Raw genomic sequence first — 22005 nt, forward strand, 5'->3', positions numbered from 1 at the left:
TCGTCACTGGAGCATCCCCCGGCCCGAGAGGGTCCAGCACGCCTCGACTCGGTCTCCCCGATGGGCGAGGATGCGGTCGTGTAGCACGAACGTGAAGTCGCTGTAACCGGGGATCACGCGGACCTTGTCCCCGATCGAGAGCCGATCTCCGGGCCGGACCTCGAAGGTGGCGTGCTCGGCCGAGAGGCCGAGGAACGTGCAGCCCGGGTGATCGGGGATGACCGGCGGCGTCTTGTAGTCGCTGATCGACTTGCGCCCGAGGTCGAGGATCGCCCGATCCTCGGCCGGCCGGCCGACGACCGTCGCGAGCACCGAGATCGCCGGGAGATGGCCGACGACGCCGCAAACCTCGGTGTAATAGCGGCAGGCGAAGACGCCGCCGCCCGCCTGCAGCTCGGTCACCCCCGGGAGGTCGGCCGTGAACTGGTAGGATCCCGAACCGCCGGCCGAGACGATCCGGCAGGGAAGCCCGGCCCCCTCGACCGCGTCCTTCGCCTCGATCAGCCGGCCGATCGCCTCCCCGATCGCCCGGCGTTTCTCCTTGGGGTCCGGGATGAACAGCGTGTGCCCCTCGTAACCCATCAGGCCGTCGAAGCGCAGGCCGGATGCCCCCGCGACCCGCCGGGCCAGCTCGACCGCCGCCCCCGTCGACCGGGCCCCGTTGCGGCCCATCCCGAGATCGACGTCGACGAGGACGCCGACCTCGACGCCCGCCTCCCGGGCGGCCTCGGCCATGGGGCCGATGTGGTCCGGGTGGTCGACCGTGGCCTTCACGTCGGCCGTGCGCCGCAGGGCGGCCAGGCGGGCGACCTTGGGCGGGCCGACGACGAGGTGGGCGATCAGGATGTCGTCGATCCCGGCGGCGGCCATCACCTCCGCCTCCGAGACCTTGGCCACCGTCACGCCGATCGCCCCCGCACGCCTCAGCCGGTGGGCGATGGCCGGGCACTTGAACGCCTTCGCGTGGGGCCTCCAGGCCACCCCCCTCGACGACAGGTGCCCGGCCATCGTCCGGACGTTCGCCTCGAATGGTTCCAGATCCAGCAGCAGTGCCGGAGTGTCGAGATCGGCGATCGATCGCCCGACGGGACTCAGGATCATGGCGCCCAACCTTCGATCCGCTCATTTCCCGCGGCCCGGCCCCCCTCGATGTGGCCCCTCGACCCGGGCCCTCGATCATAGTCGAGGGTCCCCAGCCGGGCCACCGGACGCCCCCGTTTCTCGTCGCCGTCCTCGTGCGAAGCGATCGAGGGCCTGGCCTCGCCGGGGCGCGGGGGGGACAGCGACGTTGTCCTCCGGGAGTTGGGGGTCGACATCACGTGGTCGATACGACCGGATTCACCCCGGGGACGGGAGGGCACCCAGGGGCGCGGGCAACGGGTCGAGGTCGGGACTCGACACCCGGACGGTGGTCGCCCCGGCTTCACTCGATCGCGAGCAGTTCGACCTCGTAGACGAGCACCGCATTGGGAGGTACCGGTCCCCCGGCGGGGGGATCGGGGCCATAGGCGAGGTCGGGGGGGATGAACAGCTCCCACTTCGAGCCGACCTCCATGAGGAGCAACGCCTCACGCCAACCGGGGATGACGCGTTCGAGGGGAACGGAAATCACCCCGCCCATCTCCGCGGAATCCTCGATCAAGGTGCCGTCGGTCAGCGTGCCCTTGTACCTGACGAACACCGTATCCCCGGCCCGGGGGCTCGGCCCGGAGCCCTCGCGGACGACCTTGTACTGGAGCCCGCTGGGCAGCCGGGTCACGCCGGGCCTCGTGGCGTTGAGCTGCAGGAACGCCCGGCCTTCCCGGGAGAGGCGGGCGCCGACCTCCCGGATCAGCTGCTCTTGCTTGAGCATCAGTTGCTGCTGGAACGCCAGCAGGGCCTCGGAGAGCTGCTCCTCGGTGTAGGGCGGCTCCCCGCCGGAGAGCCCGTCGCGGAGGCCCCGGGCGAAGGCCTCGGGGTCGACCTCGATCCCCTGTTGCTTGCTGACGCGACCGGCGTTCAGGCCGAGGCCGTAGCTGGCCCGGGTCCGCAACTCGTCGGGGGGGACCGGGGCGGCCTCGGGTCCCTGGGGCGGTCCCCCCGCGATCGTCAGGGCCGCGGCGCAGCCGGCGAGCAGTCCGATCGATCGGCGGCTCATCGGGGCTCCTCCGGGACGGGCTGGATCCGATCGATCAGCATGGACGATTCGATCGGTTCCAGCACGTCATTCAGTTCGTTCCGCTGCTCGGAGAGGACGAAATAGAGCGTGCCGTAGAGTTCCCGCTCCTCGGGGGTCCGGGCCGGGGCGAAGCGGAGTCCGAACCGCTCCATGAAGTCGACGAGTTCGAAGACGGTCGTGCCGTGGAACCCGTCGAGCTCGGCGATCGCCACCGTGGTGGCGGCGGCCTGGAGCGTCCGGGCCGAGGTCTCCAGCTGATTCAGGAAGACCTGGGCCTGGTAGAACGCGGCCTGTTCGGCCCCCGGCTCGACCCGGGGCATCCCGGAACGGAGGGAGCGGATCGCCTCCCGGATCCCCCGGATGTCCTCCAGGCCCAGCCGGCCATGGCGGGCGAGCAGCAATGCGTCCTGGACGGCCCGGTCGTAGGCCAGTCGCCTCGACGCCAGCGGCTCCCCCCGCAGGAGGACCGGCCAGTCCTCGGGCTCCGGGAGCATCCGTCCCAGCGAGATCACCCCGCCGATGGAGGGGTAATGGTACGGGACCCCCTGGATGAGTTCGACCGGGAGGGCCTGCGCCCTCGACCGCAGGATCGACGGGGCGATGCGATAGCCGGAGAGGTCCTCGAGGATCCTGTTCAGCGCGGCACCGTCCATGATGTCCCGCTCGTTCGGCCTGGTGTTGATCCGGTCGGCGACCGCCTCCCTCCGCTCCCGGTTCCGCTCCCGCTCCGCCGCGACCTTCCTCGCGTAGCGTTCCCGGGCGACCAGGCGAGACCGATAGAGGTACTCATTCAGGGTTGCTGCCCTGGCGGTCTCCACGGCGTTGGCCTTGGCCGTCTCCAGGTTGAATTGCCCGAGCCCGCTGAAGAACTGGCCGAGCCCCGCGTTGTAGACCCCAAGCCCGCGGCCCACGTCTCCCTGCACGGTCGAGCCGGCCGCCAGCCCCATATCCGACCCGAAGCCGCCGCCTCCGAAGCCCTGGTTCCCGAAGCCGCCGCCCCCGAAGCCCTGGTTCCCGAAGCCGCCCCCGACCCCATCGAGCAGCGGCTGCGAGGCTGCCGATCCGGGCCAGGCGACCGTCGCCAGGGCAGCTACGAGGAACATCGGGACCAGATTCGATGCGATGGGCATGGGGCAACACCTCCTCCCCCGTCACCTCGACGGTGCCGGGCCCGGGGCGATCGTCTCGTCCACCGGGACCCGAGCCGGGGCGCCGATTATAGTGGGGAGGCGGGATCTCGGGCCAGCACCCAGGAGGTCCCGGGCGGGCCGGCGTGATTGGGGGACATCCGGATGAAAATCCTCGTGCGATCGGTCGCGTTGGTCTGCCTCGGCGGGGCGGCCATCCTCGTTCGCATCGAAGGCGACCGCCACCGGCATCGTTACGCCTCGCCCCGGGCACTGGCCGGTCGGGAGGCGAGGCTCGTCGCCGCGACCGGGACGGAGACCGATCGCGGCCCGGAGGTCGCCGAGGCCGGACCGGTGGGATCGACGCCCGGGGTCGGCGGGGTGCCGAGCGGGCCGATCCGCCCGGACCAGCCCGTAGCCGGGACTGAGGCCCCGGGGCGCTCCTCGGCGGTCCCCGGCCGGGACTCCCCCTCGCACGGGCCCGTGGCCCTCCCGGGCGTCCCGGCCCCGGGTCCTCCCGGCGCCTCGGTACGTGGCCCCTCGGGCCTCGCCGTCGAGACGAGGGCCGACGACGCGGCCCCGATCGTCCCGGAGGGGGCCATTCCCCTCCCCTTCGAGCCGAGGAATGCGGGGGAGGTGGCCGTGGTCAACCCGCCCGGCGACCGGCCGGAGTTCTCCTCGATCAACCCCGCCACCCTGATGAGCGACGGCGAACGGGACGCCCTCGGCCGGGCGGTCCACGCCCTGGTCCTCGAATCCCTCCTGGTTTTCCGGGGCGGCCCGCTCCAGGACCGCGTCGAGCGGCTCGCCGCGCCGCTCGTGACGTCCACGGAACGAAATGGACCCGGTATTCGGATCTTCCTGGTCGAGTCCGACGGGGTCTTCGCCTTCGCTCACGTTGGAGGATATCTCTACGTGAGCCGAGGCGTGTTCGCCCTGGCGGCGAGCGACTCGGAGTTGCAGTTCGTCGTCGGCCACGAGCTGGGGCATCTGGAACTCGGCCACTGCCTGGGAGCGGTCGATCGCAGCAAGGACGGACCGGGACCGGCCGGACGAGCGTTCTCGGGCCTCGTCGACGCGGGGTCGGTCGCCGAGGAGCGGGAGGCCGACCGCTGGGCGTACGACGCCCTCCTCGGGCTGGGGCGGTCGAGGCGGGAATGCCTCGGGTTCCTGATGCGGCTGGAGGGCTACGCCCGGTCCCGGGGGATCGGGCTGGACCCCGGTGATCCCGAGGCCAACGGGTCGCCCGGGCCCCGGGCCTTCGAGGAGGCGTATTGCCCCGCACCGGGGGTCTCCGATCGGGTCCGAAGCCTCCTGCACCGGCCGTCGGGATGAACCGATTCGTCCTCGCCTCATGCTCCGTCCCGGGATCGGAGGATGAGGGCGATGAGGCCGCAGAGGGCCACCAGCATCGTCGCCAACGCGAGCGCCGAGGCCCGGGGGCCCATGCGTTCCGTCCGGCCCGGGAAGGAATGTTCGGCCATGTCCCGGATCTCGGGCGTGGGGCCCGGACGTCGGCCGGGAAGGTCGACGGATGCGGGAGGCCTCCAGGTCGGTCGGCGCCCGGCTTCGAGCGTCAGCAGGCCCTCATAGGCCCATCGGGCGGGGATCAGGTCGGAGGCCTGCCGGATCGGCGTCGGGAGGTCGTGCCGGGGACGGAGCGAGCCGCCGAGCAGCAGGAGCGGCAGGAGGATCAGCGGCACCAGGGCGATCGCCACCTCGGTCGTCCGGCTCGCGGCCGAGATCGCCAGCCCGATCGCCACCCCGACCAGGGCCGAGAGCAGCAAGAGCCCGAACATCGGGAGCAACGGCCCCCGGAGCCCGCTCCCCGCGTGGACGACGGCCAGCAGCACCACGCTCTGCACCAGGCCGATCGCCCCGAGGACGGTGAACTTCGAGGCGAGATACGGGCCGAGTCCCAGCCCGGACATCCGCTCTCGACGATAGACCGCCCGCTCGCCGACGATCTCCCGGATCGCCCCGGAGCAGCCGAACCAGAGGGCCGAGAGGCCGAGGACGAAGGTCGTCGATCCGACCATCTTCGAGACCTCCGGCCAGGATTCCCCGGTCGTCTCGGCCGCCGCCCCCCGGCCGAACACCAGGACGATCAGGATGGCGATGACCGGGGCCTGGGTCAGCAAGGCCAGGGTGTTCCCGCGGTCGGCGGCCTTGATCGCCAGATTCCGGCATACGAGCGTGTACCACTGTGAGGCCGCGTGCCGGAGGCGATCGGCTGCCGTCGGGGGCACCCCCGGGGGCTCGGGCGGTCTCCCGGACGGGGATGAGGCGAATTCGACCGGGGGGACGGATCGGGCGAATCGGTCGGCCCAGGCGTCGGCCGGCTGCCGGGGCAGGGCGCGGAGGATCTCGTCCGACGAAGGGGGGACGCCGGGCTTCGCGTCCGGCTCGAAGAATTCGAGGGCCCCGGGGTAGGCTGGGCCGTAGTAGGCCAGCCGCCCGGGGCGGCCGGATCCGGCGTCCCGGGCGATCACGGCGAGGTCGTCCAGCAGTCGGAAGGCGTCGAGCCCGGGCTGGTGGATCGTCAGGAAGACCGTCCTCCCCTCGTCGGCCAGTCGGCGCAGGAGTCGCATGACCATCAACGCGTCCTCGGATGACAGCCCCGAGGTCGGCTCGTCCAGCATCAAGGCGGCCGGGTCGGCGAGCAGCTCGATCGCCAGGTTGACCCGCTTGCGTTGCCCCCCGCTGATCCCCCCTCCCTCGGCAGGGCCGATGGGCACGCGCTCCGTGTCCGAGAGGCCGAGCCGGCCGAGGACCGACCGGACCCGACGCTCGACCTCCGGCCCGTTCGCCCCGCCCGGCATCCGGAGCCGGCCCGAGAAGCGGAGGGCCTGGCCCACGGTCAGCTCGCGGTGGACGACATCGTCCTGGGGGACATATCCGATCCCCCGGCGGGCCCCCCCGTCGTGCTCGTGCACGTCGACGCCATTGTAGAGGACCGCCCCCCTCGACGGCCGGGTGTCGCCGACCAGAGCCCGGAGCAGGGTCGTCTTGCCCGAGCCGCTGGGGCCCATCAGGCCGACGAGCGCGGAGGGGCCGAGCCGCATCGAGACCCCGTCGATCACGGTCGAGCGGCCGAGGTCGACGCCTACGCCTCGGGCCTCCACGACGACCCGGCCGGGCGACGATCGCCGGGCCGGGTCGTGCTCGATCGACGCGGCGAACTCGCAGCTCCCCAGGCCGATCACGTCGCCGGTCCGGACCGTCACCGGCCTCCGGCCGAGCCGCCGACCGTTGAGGAAGGTGCCGTTCGAGGAGCCGAGATCCTCCAGGTAGGCCGAGCCCCCCGACCGCCAGATCCGGGCGTGGTGCTCGGAGATCGTCGGCTCGTCGAGCACCCGGTCGCAGTCCGATCCCCGGCCGAGCACCATCGCGGGCGCCGACAGGGTGAGCCGGGGGCGGTCTGCCCCGCCCGGCTCCCCGATCGGCGGCGGCCCCGAGCTTAGCAGTCGGGCGGCGGGGACGGCGAGGGACCCGAAGTAGACCACGTCGGATGCGGAGAGCGGCGCCCGGTCGATCCGGCGGCCCGGGGCATTGAGCGAGGTGCCGTTGGAGGAGCCGAGATCCTCGATCACGGCCCCTCGGCCGCCGAGGAGGATCCGGGCGTGCCGGCCGGAGACGACCGCCTCGTCGAGGACGACGTCGTTGTCCGGGTCCCTCCCGATCCGGATGACGGACCGGGCGTCGTCCTCCCTCTCGTCGACCGGCCAGGGCATGGGGACCCCCAGCCCGAGCGTGATCGCGTCGGGCATTGAGACGGGGGTGAGGCGATTGATGAGCCGGCCGTTGACGAACGTCCCGTTGGTCGAGCCCAGGTCCTCGACCCGGTAGCCGCCGCCGATCCGTTCGAGGCGGCAGTGCCGGCCGGAGACGGTCGGGCGGTCGACCACGAGGTCGCAACCGGGGTCGGCGCCGATGATCCAGGAGCGGTCGGGGGCCACCGTCTCGCCCGCCTTTCTCAGGGGATCCGCACGAGGAAGCGCTGCTCGCCGCACTGGAACTGCCCGCCCCGAATCAGGTCGATCTCCCGGATCCGGAGCCAGAGCCCGTTGAGGGACCGCTCATTGTGGATCGTCCAGCGGCCCCGGGCGTCCCGGGCGACCCGGGCGTGTCGGGGGCTGACCATCGGGTCGTCGAGCACGACCGAGCAGGCCGAGGGGTCGCGGCCGATCCACGCCTCGTCCCCCGAGATCGGGAGCCGGGGGCCGTCCCCCCCCGGGGTGAGCACGACCATCGCGGCGACCGAGGCCGGGGGGCGGCCGGGGGCGTCCCATTTCCGGGTCGCGCCGGGCCGGTCGGCCGCGGTCGACGCGGTCGAGGCCCCGGGGACTGCCGTCGAGAACCGGAGCCGGATCCCGCCGATGAGCAGCTCCTGGTCGTCCCGGAGCTGGGAATGCGAGACGCGGACGAAGGTGCCGTTGGTGCTCTGCAGGTCCCGGAGGAGCCAGCGATGCGCCCCGTCCTCGAAGGCCCTGGAGAGCTCGACGTGACGGCCGGAGATGCCTGGGTCGTGGGGGATGAGGAGGTCCCCCTCCGACCGGCCGATCACGAAGGGCGAGGAGCGGATGCGGAGGTCCTGCCCCTCCTGGTCGCCGTCGTCGAGGACCCGGAGCAGGGCGATCGGCGGCCGGATCGAGGGGCGGAAGGGACGGGTGTCGTCGCCGGGGGGCTCGGGGATCCGGGGCGGGTCGGGCGGCCCCTCGCGCCGGGTGGCGGGGGGCCGGCCGCCGAGGATCCGGGCGCGGATCTCCTCGACGGACTCCAGGGTGGTCGCGGCCCGACCCTGGCGGGGTCGGTTTCCCAGGGGATCTCCGTGGTTCATCGGGATCGCTCCCCGCCCAATTGCGTTGCCGATTCGATCGGACCGAGGCCATAATACCATCCCCGGGTGCCATGCCGGACGCGTGTCGTTGGACGGATCCGGGCGATGGTTCGCGGCGGGCCCGGCCCGGGCCGTCGACCGCTTGTGGCGGAGTGTGACGATGCCTGCGGCTCCCGGCGGCCTGGTCGGCCTGACGCTCTCGGGCGGTCGGTACGAGGTCCTCGGCCTGCTCGGCGAGGGGGGCATGGGCCAGGTCTATCGCGCCCGGGACGCGAACCTCCAGGCCGACGTGGTCATCAAGGTGCCGCACCGGGCGATGCAGGACGACCCGGAGTTCGTCCGGCGGTTCCGAGACGAGATCCGGGCGCTGGTCGCGCTGGTCCACCCGCACGTCGTCCGGATCACCGACGTCGGCTCGCACGGCGACCTCACCTTCGCGGTGATGCAGTACCTCGCCGGCGGGAGCCTCGACGGGCGATGCCGGGGCGGGCCGGACGGCCGTCGGCTGCCGCAGCCGGCCGGCGGGGTCGCCTCCTGGATGGGGCCGGTCGCCGAGGCGATCGACCACGTCCACGCCCTGGGGTACATCCACCGAGACGTGAAGCCGGCGAACATCCTGTTCGACGCCCGGGGGTATCCCTACCTCGGCGACTTCGGGGTGATCAAGGCGGCCGAGTCCGTCTCCCCCGGGGGCGGGGCCGGGCTGACCGGCACCGGCATGGTGCTCGGGACGCCCCATTACATGGCCCCCGAGCTGATCATGGGGGAGCCGATCGACGGCCGGATCGACCAGTATGCCCTGGGGATCACCGTGTACGAGGCCCTCGCCGGCCGTCGGCCGTTCGAGGCCGAGGCGGCGACCGCCGTCCTCGTCCAGCAGACCACCCATCAGCCGCCTCCCCTCCACGGCGCCCGCCCGGACCTGCCCGCCTCGACCTGCGAGGCCGTCCACCGGGCGATGGCCAAGGACCCTTCGGATCGATTCCCGACCTGTTCCGAGTTCGCCCGGGTCGTCCGGGCTTCCCTGGGCCTCGTCCCCCCGGCCGACTCGGTCCGGCCGGCCCCGGCCGGTCGGGGGCCGCTGAAGGTCTCCTGCCCCTCGTGCGGCCGTCGCCTGGCCGCCCCGTCGGAGGCGATCGGCCGGAAGGTGCGTTGCCCCTCCTGCCGCCACTCCTACGTGCTCGGCGGGGGGGGCGACGGGCCGGCCGCCCACCCCGGTCCCCCCCGGGGCGACACGATCGAGATCAGCCCCGCCTCGGCCCGGTGGACCCGCCCGGAGGGTATCGCGGGCTCCTCGCCGGCGGCGGCCCCAACCGCCGGCTTCCCGGTCGGCGACCGGGACGGGGCCGGCGAGATCGACCTGGAGGTCCCCGCCCCCCCCGGGCCCCCGGGCCGTCCGGGAGGGCGGGCTCGGGTGCTCATCGGGGCGCTCGTCGCCTCGGCCTGCGTCGCCCTCGCCGCCGGGGCCCTCGTCCTGCGACCGGGGCCCGGCCTCGCCGAGGACGACCCGGGCGGCCGGGCCTCCGTCCTCCCCGGGGTCCCGGACCCGGTCCCGGATCCGAATCCGGTGCCCCCCCTCGCCCTTCTCCCGACCGTGGAGGCCCGGCCTATCCCGTCGGGCTCCCCGGCGCAGGAGCGGGCCGGGTCGGGACCGGAGCCGGGACCGGCCGGATCGGAACCGGAGCCCCTTCCGGATCCGGAGCCGTTCCCCCCTCCTCCACCGCCGGAGTTGGCCGAGCCCCCGGCCGGGGAACCGTCCCCGGAGCCCGTCGGGGCCCCGGACCCGGGGACCGAGCCGGGGCCTCCGCCGGCCCCCGGGGTCGTCCGGGACGTGCCGATCGGACGGCTCCTCGACGTCCCCGAGTCGTTCGACGGCCTCTCGGTCATCCCGAGCGGTTACTTCCAGATCGGCCCGACGGTCCGCCGCCGCCCCGACGGGGAGTATGCGACCTACCTGGTCGCCCAGCCCGGCGGCGAGATCTGTTCCCGGGGGGGAGGTCCCGAGGGCGGGCCGGGCCCCGACTTCGTGCTCGACCCCGGGCTGGCCGACGCGCTGGCCCGGGAGCTGGCCGGTTCGGGACGGACCCCCGCCGCGTGCATCCCCAGGTTCGAGGTCCGGGAGGCGGGACGGGGCCGGTGGGTGGCCTCGATCGTCCAGCTCACGGTCGCGAGTTTCGGCAGCTTCGAATCCCTCTATTACTTCGGCGACCTGAATAACACCAATTCGATCGCGCTGAGGGACTCGGTCGACGTGGTCCTGCTCGATCGTTCCCGACGCCTCCAGGGGTCCTCCCCCGCCTCGGAGTGGGAGGGGAGGATCGGCGAGGTCGCCTCGGGCCGGGCCAAGACCCGGATGCGGCAGCGGCTCCGCGACTACTGGGCCCAACTCAAGAAGATGCAGCTCGGCGCCGGGGCCCAGCAGGCCCTCCAGCATGGGCTCATCCAGGGGCAGAGGAACCAGCAGGGATACGACAACCTGATCCAGCAGATGTTTGGCGGCCGTTGAGCCCTCCGGCCACCTCTCCGCCGTGTCCGGGGTCGGTGCGCCTCCCGGTGCGCCGGGTTGGATTGGTCGATCTGCTTTTCAATTCAGGGGTTGCGTCGGAGTTGGTGGTGTCGAAATGGGTTCGTTCCGCGCGACGCGCCGCCGGGGGTGATCGGCCCGACCCGGCAGGAGGTCGGGTTCGTTTCTGCGCCGGGCTTGGGTTCGTTTCTGCGCATGTGCCCGTGGCCGGGAGAGGGTCCGGGACGGGCTCGGTGCGCCTCGGTGCGCCTCGGTTGATTCGCCTCAATTCGTTGATTCGCCATGGGTTCGGTGAATGGGATTGGCTTCGCTCCGCGCGGCGTTGCGGAGGCAGATGGGTTCGTTTCGCGTGAACTTCGCCGGGACGAGTTGGGTTCGTTTTGCGGGAGGTTGGCGTGGCTCCGTTCGGGGAAGGTGGAGGCAGAACGAAGCGAGCGGCGGGAAGTCGATCGGGATCGGGAGGGCGGGCCGACCGGAGGAGATCGGGGTCATCCATCGACGGGTTCGGGTTGCCAAGGAGCATGCCGGGGCGACGCGGGAGGCCCGGCTCCGGGGCCTGGTCGGGGCGACGATCGGCGGTCGGGTGGGTGAGGAGGGCCCACCCCTTGTCCTAATATCATCGAGAATTCGCCCTCCGGTAGTCACTCGGACGGTCGATCGAGGGAGATTTCCCGGAGGAGCACGACCCACGCAATCGGTCGGGAGGTGGCTCCCGGGCCTCGGGTTGGCCGCGGGTTGGCCGTCGGATCTGTCGTGCAGGGAGGCCGGTCCGGCGCAAGACCCCATCGCCGGCGACAGGCGGGGGGACTCGGGCCGGGGTCGGCGATCGCTCGGGCGGTTGCCCGGCCGACCGGCGAGGGGGTATGATTCGCAAGTGTCAAACAATTCCGGGATCCCCGGACGGAGGCCCGAGATGCCCGCACCGCCCTGCCCCGGCCCGATCCGGCGACGCGAATTCCTGAGGCTCGGCACGCTGGCCCTGGGGGGGCTGGGCCTGTCCGACCTGCTCGCCGCCCGGGCGGGATCGGGGGGGGGCGACCCGGACACTTCGGTCATCCTCTTCTGGATGTGGGGAGGCCCGAGCCAGTTCGAGACGTGGGACCCCAAGCCGGATGCCCCTCTGGAGATCCGGGGGCCGTTCCGGCCGATCCCGACCGACGTGCCGGGGATGGACCTCTGCGAGCTCTTCCCGAGGCAGGCGAGGCTGGGGGACAGGATCGCGCTGGTGCGGTCGCTGCACCATTCGATGTCGGCCCACAACGACGGCTCGATCGAGCTGCTCACCGGGAAAACCCCGACCCGGCCCGACCCGACCTCGACCGCCCTCTCGGAGCACCCCGACTTCGGCATGGTGGCCAGCCGGGTGCGTGGGCATCGGCCCGACGGCATGCCCCGATACGTGGGGATCCCCCGGCAGCCGTTCATGACCCGACCGACGTACCTCGGGGTGTCGCATGGGGCGTTCGGCACGGGGGACCCGTCGGCCGAGGACTTCCGCCCCCCTGCCCTGACGCTGGCCGGGGGGCTGGACGGCAGCCGCCTGGAGGACCGAAAGTCCCTGAAGTCGCAGTTCGACCGGATGAGGAGGGGCCTGGAGGCCGGGGCCGACGAGGTCGCCTCCCCCTTCCACGACTCCGCGTTCCAGATGCTGACCAACCCGACGGTGGCCTCGGCCTTCGACCTCTCCCGGGAGGACGACCGCCTCCGAGACCGCTACGGGCGGCACCTCTGGGGGCAGGCCTGCCTGCTGGCCCGTCGGCTGGCCGAGTCGGGCTCGACGGTCATCACCATCGACGCCCTGGCCCCGACGCTCTCCGACCGGTACTTCAGCTGGGACGACCACATCAACGTGCAGACACGGTGGGACCTGGCCGACGCGATGAGGTATCGCGCCCCGTTCATGGACCAGGCCCTCTCGGCGCTGATCGAGGACGTATACGCGCGGGGCCTGGACCGCAAGGTGATGATCGTGGCCGCGGGGGAGTTCGGCCGGACCCCCCGGCTGGTCCGGGCCGACGGGCTGATCGGCCGCGACCACTGGCCGGACGCCATGACGGCCCTGCTCAGCGGGGGGGGGCTGCGGACGGGCCAGGTGGTCGGGTCGACGAACCGGAGGGGGGAATACCCGGAGGATCGGCCGCTGACCCCCCAGGACCTGCTGGCGACGATCTACCGGCACCTGGGGATCGACCCCCGCTCGGAGTTCGTGGACCGCACCGGGAGGCCGTTGCCGATCCTCCCCCACGGGGAGCCGATCCGGGAGCTTTGCTAGCCGAGCCGGCAGGCGCGTGCAGAGCGGTCGTCTCCGACCCGCTCCCCTGCGAAGGGCGGAGAGGGCGGGCGAAGCCCTGGCGAGGGGGGCTCGGACGATTCACAGGGCTGGAGTCCGACCGCCGGGATCCCTCACCCCGGCCCTCTCCCCGCTCGCGGGGAGAGGGGGACGGGATTCAACCCTCGCCTCCGTCCTCGGGGGAGAGAGTGGGCGCAGCCCGGGTGAGGGGGGCCCCGACGACTCGCGAGGAGTGGCGAATCCACGGAGGCCCGTCACCCCGGCCCTCTCCCCGTCGCGGGGAGAGGGGGACGGAGTCGATCCGTCAACCGACGAGGTGGATGGACCCGTTAGCGGTCGTCGTCCTCGGGCGGGCCGTCGTAGAACCGCCAGTCGGGCTCGAAGTCGGGCGAGAGGTCCTGGCCGGTGAGCCGGGCCCGGAGCAGCTCGATCGGGATGCTGTTCTGCCTCAGGACGGCGTCGTGGAAGGCGCGATCGGTCATGGTGCCGGACTCGACCAGCTCCCGGTGCAGGGCGCGGAGCTGGAGGCCGCCTAGGAGGTAGGCGGCCTGGTAGAGGGGGCCGTAGTTGGTGGCGACCGAGCGTCGGACCTCGGCCTCGGCGTTGGCCGGCTCGTGGCCGACGCGGTCGACGAGCAGGTCGATGCACTCCTGGGGGGTCAGCTCGCCGAGGTGGAACTTGAGCGAGAAGATGATCCGGGCGCAGCGGTGCATCCGCCAGAAGAGCATGCCGACGCGGTCCTCGGCCGACCGGGCGAAGCCGCGATCCCAGAGCAACAGCTCCCAGTAGAGGGCCCAGCCCTCCCCCCAGAACGGGGTGGAGAAGGGGCGGCGATGGGAGTTGTACCGGGCGGTCATGAACCCCTGGAGGTGGTGGCCGGGGATCACCTCGTGGTGGACCGTGGCGCGGGCGAAGTGCTCATTATTGCCGCGCATGCTCATGAGCTTCGCGTCGTGCGCCATCGAATCCGTCGGATACGAGACGATGATCGCCTCGCCGCCGAGGAAGAACGGGTTCACGAGCTGGCGCTCGGGGGACATCATCTCCATCCGCCAGGAGTCCCGGGCGAGCGGCGGGATGGTGACGAGGTCGTGCTCGTCGAGGTAGGCGATTGCCCCCAGGGCGAGGTCCCGGATGAGACGGGGCTGGTCCCCGGGGGGGACGTGGAGCCGCTTGACGTGCTCCAGGGCGGCCCGCCAGTCGTCCCCGAAGCCGAGGTCCGTTGCGGCGATTCCCATCTGCGCCTCGCACCAGGCCAGCTCCTCCTCGGCCAGGTCGATCAGCTCCTCGGGGGAATAGGAGATCATCTCGTGTTCAAGCTCGGCGAGCAGGGCGTCCCGGCCGATGGGCGTGCCGACGATCTCGCCGTCGGGGTCGCCCTCGTCGTCCTGCTCGGCCCGGCGTGATTGCCCTCCCCGGGCGTTGCGGTCCGGGGCCCCGAGCCGTGTCCGGATCTCCTCCTCGTATCGTTCGAGCGCCTCGTCGGCGACGCCGTAGGGTTGTCGCATCCACCAGGAGAAGACCGGGTCGTAGCCGTCGTAGAACTCGAACCAGCCGCGGAACGTGCGGCGGAGATCCTGGGCCGTCCCCGCGGCCCGCTCGGCGACGGGGGGCTCGACGAGGTCCTCCTCCGAGGATCGATCCTCCAGGGCCCGCAGCGCGTCGTCGACCTCCTCGGCGAGCCGGTCGACGCGACCGGCGACCTTGGCCCAGTCCATCGGTTCCAGCTCCCGGCGAGAGGCCTCCAGGTCGAGGATCGTCCGGCCGAAGGGGACGAGGGGCTCGGCCTGCTCGCGCTCCCGGGAGCGGCGTCCGAGATCCCGGAGCTGGTGGTCGAGGTGATTCCGGAACAGGAGGTAGTCGATCTGGCCGTCGGGGCCGAGGGCCTCGAAGTCGAGCGAGCCGAGGCGGGATCGCCAGCCTTCGTGGAAGCGTCGCAGGAGCGCGTCTCGTTCGGGAGACTCGTCGGGGGGGGCGGAGCGTCGGAGGCTTCCGAGGTCGTCGACGTAGCGCTCGATGGGGGCGCGGAGGGGGCTGGGGTCGTCGACCAGCTCGTCGAGGTCGACGGGCGCGGGGTCGGCGTCTGCGTCGGCCTCCAACGGCCGGGGCGAATCGACCGACGAGGCGCGTGCGACGGCGGAGTCGCCCGGGGGCTCGGCGTTGCGGTCGGGGGGCTCGACGCCGAGGAGGTGGCGGACGAAGAAGTCTTCGAGCCGGCGCTGGCCATAGCGGCCCCCCATGCCGTGCCCGGCGTTGGGGACGACGAGGTAGTCGAAGTCCTTGTCGGCCCGGATCAGGGCGTCGGCGAGGCGGAGGGTCGACTCGGGGGGGACGTTCGAGTCCAGCTCGCCGACGATCAGCAGCAGCTTGCCCCGGAGCCGGTGGGCGTGGTCGATGTTGGACGACTCGGCGTACTGGGAGCCGACCGGGTATCCCATCCACTGCTCATTCCACGAGGCCTTGTCCATCCGATTGTCGTGGCAGCCGCTCCCCGAGACGCCGACCTTGTAGAACTCCGGGTGGAAGAGCAGCGCGGCCGTCGCGTTCTGGCCGCCGGCCGAGCCGCCGTAGATGCCGACCCGGCCGAGGTCGTACCAGGGAAACTTCTCGGCGGCGGCCCGGTGCCAGGCGATCCGATCGGGGAAGCCGCCGTCCTTCAGGTCCTGCCAGCAGACGTCGTGGAAGGCCTTCGAGCGGTGCGCGGTCCCCATGCCGTCGATCTGGACGACGACGAAGCCGAGGTCCGTGAGCGGCGAGAATCGCCGGTGCTCGCTGAACGACTTCGGGACGAAGGCCCCTTGCGGGCCCGCGTAGACGTGTTCGATGACTGGGTACGATCGATCGGGGTCGAAGACCTTCGGGCGGCAGATGATGCCCCAGATGTCCGTCTTGCCGTCGCGGCCCCTGGCGACGAAGACCTCCGGGGCCTCCCAGCCGGATTCCAGCAGGGCCGAGGCGTCGGCCTCTTCCAACCGGAGGACGAGCGAGCCGTCGCAGGTCCGGCGCAGCTCGTGGACCGGGGCCATGTCGACCCGGCTGTACGTGTCGATCAGGAACCGGCGGTCGGGCGAGAACTGGACCGAGTGGTTGCCGTCCCCCTCGGTGAGGGCGACGAGCCCGGTGCCGTCGAAGTTCACCCGGTAGTGGTGCAGGAAGTAGGGGTCCTGCCCCTCGTTCATTCCGCCCGCGTGGAACCAGACCTGGCGGGCGTCCTCGTCGACGTGGTCGATGCCGCGGACGACGAATTCCCCCGAGGTGATCGGGTTCCTGACCGCGCCGGTCTCGGCGTCGATCAGCTCCAGGTGCCGCCAGCCGCTGCGTTCGGTGGCGTAGATGAGTTCATTCGACTGGTCGAGATAGGTGACGGGCCTGAGGTCGAGGGCCTCGGCGTGGGCGGTCCAGATGAAGGTTTCGGCCCGCTCGTCGATGAGGGCGCGGGCCTCGCCCGACCGGGCGTCGACCTCGATGAGGCGGAATCGCTGGTGGCCCCGGTCCACCTTCTCATAGGAGAGGCGTCGGCCGTCCTCCGACCAGCGGAGGCGGGGCCAGCCGTAGTCGAGGCGTTCGACCTCGGGCTTGATCTGCTCACACGCCTCGATGTCGAACAGGCTCAATTCGAAGGTCGTGAGTTTGTCGCCGGGCAGGTCGTAGGGCCGGGAGGTGAGCTGGGCCCGGCCGCCCTCGGGCGGGGAGGACTGGATCAGGTGGACCTCCTCGCGGTCTCCCGGCTCGATCCGGAACGCGGCCAGGGTCTTGGAGTCGGGCGACCAGGAGAGGCGGCCGTAGGAGTTCCCCTCCTCGCCGTCGGTGCTCAGTTGGATCGGCTCCCCGTCGCCCCCGAGGCGGACGAAGACGTTATGGTCTTCGACGAAGGCGACCCGGGTCTCGTCGGGCGACTCGGCCTCCTCGGGGAGGTCGCCCCCCCGGCGGCCCCCCCGTGATCGCCGCGGCTCGTGCTGGTCCCGATCCTCGCCGCGGCCTGGCCCGACGGCGTCGTCGTCGACCTGGCTGCACTCGTAGGATTCGAGGTCGCAGGACCACCACTGCTCGTCGACCTGGAATCGGATTGCGTTCGATTCCCCGAGAAAATCGAGCGTTTCGAAGGGGAGTCGTTCGGCGAGGTGCGCCGACCCGCTGGCGTCGGAGAGGGCGTCGGCGAGCCGGTCGTGGTCGAAGGCGGGGCCCCGGGTGCCCGCCGTCGCATCGACGAGGATGAACTCCTTCGAGCCGCCAGGCAGGTCGTTGCGATACCAAACCCGGTCGCCGCCGTCGATCCAGTGCGGCTCGATCCGGTCCTTGAACACCAGCCGATCGCGATCCTCCCGGCGTTGCGGCGGGACCGGGGACCAGGGATCTTCCGCCGGGAGGGCATACGTCGCGTCCCGGTCGGCGGCATCGGGAGCGAGCTGCCGGGGGGCCGAGGAGGATCCGAGGGGACCGTCGGCCCGGCTCGTCGGGGCGATTGCGGCGAGGAGGATCGCCAGCATCGGACGCCGCCAGGCCTGGCGGACGGGGCTCGGCTTCGGCATGGGGGGCTCCGGATTCGGATGCGGGGAGCGAGACCCCGGTCGACGTCGTCGCCGGCCGGGCGGGATCGGGCGGGATCGGGGCGGAGGTGGAGAGGGGGTGAGATGGTGGAGGCCCGGGGCGTGATCCGGCGGGATCACGCCCCGGGCCGATGGGGTGGGAGGGCGAATCACTCGGACGACTGGCCGACCTCGACGGTCAGGGCCATGACGAGCGGGGCCGTGTCATCCTCGCCCTTGAGCAGTTCGATCGTGTCGATCCGCGCGGTGGGGTTCCCCGGCTCGATGGCGAGGTAGCGGAGCTGCCTGCCCCGGGGCTCGAAGGCGAGGGCGGAGCCGGGGACGTCGGCTCGTCGGGCGTAGTCGGCGATGTGGACGCCGTTGCGCAGCGGGTGGTCCTCGGTCGACCCGTCGGCGTAGTGGAGGCGGACGATCATCGAGACCGACTCCTCCGCGCTGTACGGGAAGGCCCACCCGCCGACGCCGCCGAGCAGGTGGATCCGGGAGGCCGGCGCGTTGACCGGCAACGAGACGGACCGGGGCATCTCCGGCGGGATCCGGCCCTGCGGGGCGTGCAGCAGGATCGCGTTCGGGACCTGACCGTCCCGGGGGTCGACGAGCTGGAAGGGGATGCCCTCGAAGGTCTTGGTCGACCAGTCGTCGAAGACGATCCGCTCGGCCCGGGAATCCTCGTCGTAGAACATGCCCCGGGTGGTGACGACGCTGGCGGCCTTGCGGAGGTCGAGCGGCAGGTACTTGCCCGGCCGGGTGAGGAAGGCCATCAGGTCGGCGAGCTGCTCGGGGGTCGCCTGGGCCTCGAAGCCCTCGGGCATGAGCGACTTCTGCGAGGCGATGAACTCGTCGACGTCGTCCCGGAGGATCGTCTGCGACTTGCCCTCGACGTCGATCAGCTCCAGCGAGGTCCTCGTCTCCGAGGCGAGCAGGCCGCTGAGGATCCGGCCGTCGATCGTGGCGACGGTGTACTGGACATAGTTGCCCTCGACGCTCCGGCTAGGGTCGAGGATGTGGATGAGCAGCTCCTCGGCGGGATGTGCGGCCATGCCGGTGAGGTCGGGGCCGACCTTGCCCCCCTCCCCCGAGTGCACGTGGCACTTCGAGCAGAGCTGCTCGTACACCGCCTTGCCCGCGGCCGGGTCGCCGCCGGCGAGGATGACCGGGGCGAGCTGGTCGATGACGCGCTGGCGGTCGGGATTCGGCAGGCCGCCGCCGGCGGCCATCAGGGTCTTCGCCCGGTCGGCGACGGCCGGGTCGGGATGGTCGGACAGGGACCGCTTCTGGTCGAGCGCGAGCTGGCCGATGGGGATGGCGCCGGTTTCGATGCCGTCGAGCAGGGCCGTCGCCCAGTCGGCGCGGCCGAGCAGGACGCGGCGGGCCTCGTCCTGGACGCCCGGGGTGAGGGTCGCATACGCGTCGACGATCACCGATCCGACCTCGGGGGCCTCGCTCCGGGAGAGGGCCGAGACGAGGCCGGCGGCGAGGGTCGGGGGCGTCTGTGGCGTGATCAGGGACAGGAGATCCTCGGCGGCCTCGGGGTCGTCCCCCTTGAAGATGACGAGCTGTCGAGCGGCGTCGAGGCGGGCCTCCTCGGGGCGGGCCGGGTCGGAGGCGGCGTCGAGCAGGGTGTCGGCGACCTGGGCCGTGTACTGCTCGAAGCCGGGGATGCCCCAGCGATTGACCAGGCCGACGAGCTGGCCCCTGGAGTCCGGCGGCAGGTCGGCGATCAGTGCGCCGAGGGACTCGACGGCATCCCCGCCCAGCTCGGCGGGTCGGTCTTCCGGCCAGCCCCGGGCCAGGCCGGAGATGACGGCCCGGGCGACGTCCGGGGAGGCTCCGTCCAGCCTCGCCAGCAGGGTGCCGACCCGGTCGGCCGGGGCGCCCCGGGCGAAGTGCTCGGCGACGCGGTCGGTGACCTCGGCGACGATCGGGGCCGGGGGGCCGTCGAAGGCCCGGGAGGCGATCGCCTCCAGGAACGGGCCGGCGTGCCCGGCGGCGGCGGCGGTGGCCGCGTGGCCGAGCCAGCGGTCGCCGTCGAAGGAGCCGGAGGCCATCGCGTCGACGATCGCCCCGGCGGCCTCGGGCGACTCGGGCCGCCCCGAGAGGGCGAGCAAGGCCGAGAGGCGGACCTGGGGATCCTCGTCGGTCAGCAGGGAGGCCTCGAGGATCGCCCCGGTCGACTCGTCGGCGTCTTCCGGCAGGACCCTGGCGGCGTTCAGGCGGACCCCGGCCGACGGGTGCCCGAGCGCCGAGACGGCGGCGGCCGTCGCCTCGGGGACCGAGCCGTCGAGGGCCCCCAGGCCGTGGAGGGCCCAAAGGGCGTGGATCGCCCCCGGGTTCAGGCCGATGGCGTCGACCGAGCGGTCGCCGGCCAGGCCGACGAGCGCGGGGACCACGTCACGATCGCCCCGCTCGACGAGGAGGCGCTGGGCGTGCAGGCGCCAGAACATGTTGTCGTGGGCCAGCGCCGAGACGAGGCCCTCGGGGTCCTCCGGGTCGAGTTCCATCGGCTCGGCCGGCGGGGCGCCGTCGTAGACGACCCGGTAGATGCGGCCGTGGGTCTTGTCCCGGAGCGGGGTCTCGTAGGCATTCCCCCCGCCCGTCTCGAAGCCCTGGGGCGTGGGGTTGTGCTGGACGATGTAGTTGTACCAGTCGATGACCCAGACGTGCCCGTCGGGGCCGACCTCGGCCGTGATGGGGGCGGTCCACTCGTCGTCGCTGGCGAGCAGGTTCCAGCCGTAGTGCGAGGCGAAGTCGGTGCCCCTGGGCTCCAGGGTGAAGGTGGCGGCGAGGTGGCCGGTCGGCTCGGCGACGAAGGCGGTCGAGTTCCAGTAGTGGTCCGGATAGGTCCTGGCCGTGTAGAGGGCATGCCCGGCGGCGGCGGTGAAGCCGCCGTGCCAGTCGACCTGGCGGACCTGGTCGGTGACGGGGAAGAAGCGGTTGGAGTCGGCGATGTTCTCCAGGACGGTCGGCGACCAGCCCCGGACCGCCTCGTAGTAGCGGTTCGGGATCGGCAGGTACACGCTCGGGCAGCCGTTGGCGGTCGAGCCGAAGAGGAAGCCCTCCTCGCTGAAGCCGACGCCCCAGGAGTTGTTGTTCGTCGATCGGAGGAATTCCAGCTTCGACCCGTCGGGGCGGAAGCGGAAGAAGCCCTGGCCGAAGCGGTGCCGCTCGCCGCCGACCTCGCCCCGGAAGGCGGAGTAGCCGACGATCCCGTAGAGCCAGCCGTCCAGCCCGTTACGGAGGTTGCTCGGGCCGGCGTGCGTGTCGTCGGTGCCCCAGCCGGTGAAGAGGACCTCCCGGGTGTCGGCCCTGTCGTCGCCGTCGGTGTCCTTGAGGAAGAGGGTGTCGGGGGCCTGGAGGACGACCACGCCGCCGTTGGCGAAGGCGAGGCTCGTGGGGATGTTCAGTCCTTCGGCGAAGACGGTGAACTCGTCGGCGCGGCCGTCGCCGTCGGTGTCCTCGCAGATGGTGATGCGATCCCGGCCGGCGTTGTCGGCGTTCTTGACGTTGGGGTAGTCGACGCTCTCGGCGATCCAGAGGCGGCCCCGGTGGTCCCAGGCCATGCAGAGCGGCTTGGAGATCTCGGGCTCGGCGGCGACCAGCTCGGGGTGGAAGCCGCCGGGCACCACGAGGTGCCTGATCGATTCCTCGGGCCCCAGCGGCTGTTGCATCCGGGAGATCGGCTCGCCCTGGGTGCCCCAGCGCTCGCCGGGCAGGTAGTTGGGGATGGGGTCGCCGGACTCGACGTAGGAGAGGGGGGCGAGCCCCTCGGCCACCCGGGGGCGGCTGTCGAACACCTCCCCCTCGCCGGAGGCCCATCGCAGCCCGCGCTCGATCAGGTCCTGGAAGCCGGGCTCGGTCCAGGTCCGGTGGTCGTGGCCGTAGGCGGTGTAGAAGACGCGGCCCTCGCCGTGGGAGCGGACCCAGGTCCAGGGCTCCCGGCCCTCGGCGTCGGGCCGGACCTGGAGCAGGTGCTTGTCGTCGTTGTGCTTGGCGTGGACGTAGGTCTCGTCCCAGGTCCGGAAGGGCTCGAAGCCCGTCATGACGGGGTGGCTCGGGTCGACGATCTCCGTGTCGAACTCGCCGGTGCCGTGCCGGAGGAACTGGGCGCCCACCAGCTCGACGTACCTCGGCGAGTTCAGGAAGCAGAACGAGGCGCAGTGGATCGGCACGAAGCCGCCGCCCGAGGAGACGTAGTCGAGCAGCGCCTCCTCCTGCGCGGGCTCGATCGCCTCGATGTTCGCGTAGATGATGAGCGCGTCATAATTGCCGAGCGTGTCGGGGTCGAGGGCCGAGTCGAGGTCCTCGGTGTAGGTCACGTCGATCCCCCGGCCGGCCATGACGGGGATGAGCTGGGCGGCGCGCTCGGCGGGGCGGTGGTGGCCCCGGTCGCCGAGGAAGAGGACCGTGAGCGGTCCACCGGGGGCCGCCCCCGCATCGGCCGCCGGGAGGGCCCGGGGCGGCAGGACGAGTGCCGAGGCGATCAGGAAATGGCGGAGCATCTCGGATGGTTCCTCCGGAG

The 22005-nt window shown here is 72.2% G+C and carries 10 protein-coding genes; 3 read left to right on the forward strand and 7 right to left on the reverse strand.

The features are described from left to right. Nucleotides 1-3 precede the first annotated feature (3 nt). The 3 genes from ElP_RS02035 to ElP_RS02045 all read right to left on the reverse strand — a co-directional run bounded on the left by ElP_RS02035 (nucleotide 4) and on the right by ElP_RS02045 (nucleotide 3288). Nucleotides 4-1101, reverse strand: a complete 1098-nt coding sequence (locus ElP_RS02035; protein WP_145266780.1) for a DSD1 family PLP-dependent enzyme — start codon at nucleotides 1099-1101, stop codon at nucleotides 4-6. Nucleotides 1102-1423: 322 nt separating this feature from the next. After that, nucleotides 1424-2137, reverse strand: coding sequence for an FKBP-type peptidyl-prolyl cis-trans isomerase (locus ElP_RS02040; RefSeq protein WP_145266782.1), 714 nt, complete (start codon nucleotides 2135-2137; stop codon nucleotides 1424-1426). Further along, nucleotides 2134-3288 carry a hypothetical protein gene (locus tag ElP_RS02045; protein ID WP_145266784.1) on the reverse strand — a complete coding sequence of 385 codons (1155 nt, stop codon included), beginning with the start codon at nucleotides 3286-3288 and terminating at the stop codon, nucleotides 2134-2136. Before ElP_RS02045 ends, ElP_RS02040 begins: the two co-directional genes overlap by 4 nt. 162 nt (nucleotides 3289-3450) lie before the next feature. On the opposite strand from ElP_RS02045, the gene ElP_RS02050 reads away from it, so the two are divergent. Beyond that, nucleotides 3451-4620, forward strand: a complete 1170-nt coding sequence (locus tag ElP_RS02050) for a M48 family metallopeptidase (protein ID WP_145266786.1) — start codon at nucleotides 3451-3453, stop codon at nucleotides 4618-4620. A 17-nt stretch (nucleotides 4621-4637) separates the two neighbouring features. Here ElP_RS02050 and ElP_RS02055 read toward each other — a convergent pair whose 3' ends face one another. Together ElP_RS02055 and ElP_RS02060 are read right to left on the reverse strand one after the other, a co-directional pair. Beyond that, nucleotides 4638-7244: an FHA domain-containing protein gene (locus tag ElP_RS02055; protein ID WP_145266788.1), complete on the reverse strand. Its 2607-nt coding sequence runs from the start codon at nucleotides 7242-7244 to the stop codon at nucleotides 4638-4640. A 17-nt stretch (nucleotides 7245-7261) separates the two neighbouring features. Beyond that, complete coding sequence (locus ElP_RS02060; protein ID WP_145266790.1) at nucleotides 7262-8125, reverse strand: FHA domain-containing protein; 864 nt, start codon at nucleotides 8123-8125, stop codon at nucleotides 7262-7264. 160 nt (nucleotides 8126-8285) lie between these two features. Between ElP_RS02060 and ElP_RS02065 the strand changes: the two genes are divergently transcribed. Both ElP_RS02065 and ElP_RS02070 read left to right on the forward strand, forming a co-directional pair. After that, nucleotides 8286-10631 (forward strand): protein kinase domain-containing protein, encoded by a 2346-nt coding sequence (locus tag ElP_RS02065; protein ID WP_145266792.1) that lies wholly within the window; start codon nucleotides 8286-8288, stop codon nucleotides 10629-10631. A 931-nt stretch (nucleotides 10632-11562) separates the two neighbouring features. Beyond that, entirely contained in the window at nucleotides 11563-12921 is a 1359-nt protein-coding gene (locus ElP_RS02070; RefSeq protein ID WP_145266794.1) for a DUF1501 domain-containing protein, read from the forward strand. A 347-nt stretch (nucleotides 12922-13268) separates the two neighbouring features. On the opposite strand, the gene ElP_RS02075 is transcribed toward ElP_RS02070, so the two are convergent. Further along, nucleotides 13269-17468, reverse strand: coding sequence for a DUF885 family protein (locus ElP_RS02075; protein ID WP_145266795.1), 4200 nt, complete (start codon nucleotides 17466-17468; stop codon nucleotides 13269-13271). Between the two features lie 167 nt (nucleotides 17469-17635). After that, on the reverse strand, nucleotides 17636-21985 hold the full coding sequence (locus ElP_RS02080) for a PVC-type heme-binding CxxCH protein (RefSeq protein WP_145266797.1): 4350 nt from the start codon (nucleotides 21983-21985) through the stop codon (nucleotides 17636-17638). Between the last annotated feature and the right edge of the window lie 20 nt (nucleotides 21986-22005).

It is taken from the genome of Tautonia plasticadhaerens, assembly GCF_007752535.1.
GTDB lineage: Bacteria > Planctomycetota > Planctomycetia > Isosphaerales > Isosphaeraceae > Tautonia > Tautonia plasticadhaerens.

What these genes read in the sequence shown, in the direction of transcription:
- ElP_RS02060 (WP_145266790.1), bottom strand. Translation starts at nt 8,125, where the DNA reads ATGAACCACGGAGATCCCCTGGGAAACCGACCCCGCCAGGGTCGGGCC.
- ElP_RS02045 (WP_145266784.1), bottom strand. Translation starts at nt 3,288, where the DNA reads ATGCCCATCGCATCGAATCTGGTCCCGATGTTCCTCGTAGCTGCCCTG.
- ElP_RS02075 (WP_145266795.1), bottom strand. Translation starts at nt 17,468, where the DNA reads ATGCCGAAGCCGAGCCCCGTCCGCCAGGCCTGGCGGCGTCCGATGCTG.
- ElP_RS02050 (WP_145266786.1), top strand. Translation starts at nt 3,451, where the DNA reads ATGAAAATCCTCGTGCGATCGGTCGCGTTGGTCTGCCTCGGCGGGGCG.
- ElP_RS02035 (WP_145266780.1), bottom strand. Translation starts at nt 1,101, where the DNA reads ATGATCCTGAGTCCCGTCGGGCGATCGATCGCCGATCTCGACACTCCG.
- ElP_RS02040 (WP_145266782.1), bottom strand. Translation starts at nt 2,137, where the DNA reads ATGAGCCGCCGATCGATCGGACTGCTCGCCGGCTGCGCCGCGGCCCTG.
- ElP_RS02065 (WP_145266792.1), top strand. Translation starts at nt 8,286, where the DNA reads ATGCCTGCGGCTCCCGGCGGCCTGGTCGGCCTGACGCTCTCGGGCGGT.
- ElP_RS02080 (WP_145266797.1), bottom strand. Translation starts at nt 21,985, where the DNA reads ATGCTCCGCCATTTCCTGATCGCCTCGGCACTCGTCCTGCCGCCCCGG.
- ElP_RS02070 (WP_145266794.1), top strand. Translation starts at nt 11,563, where the DNA reads ATGCCCGCACCGCCCTGCCCCGGCCCGATCCGGCGACGCGAATTCCTG.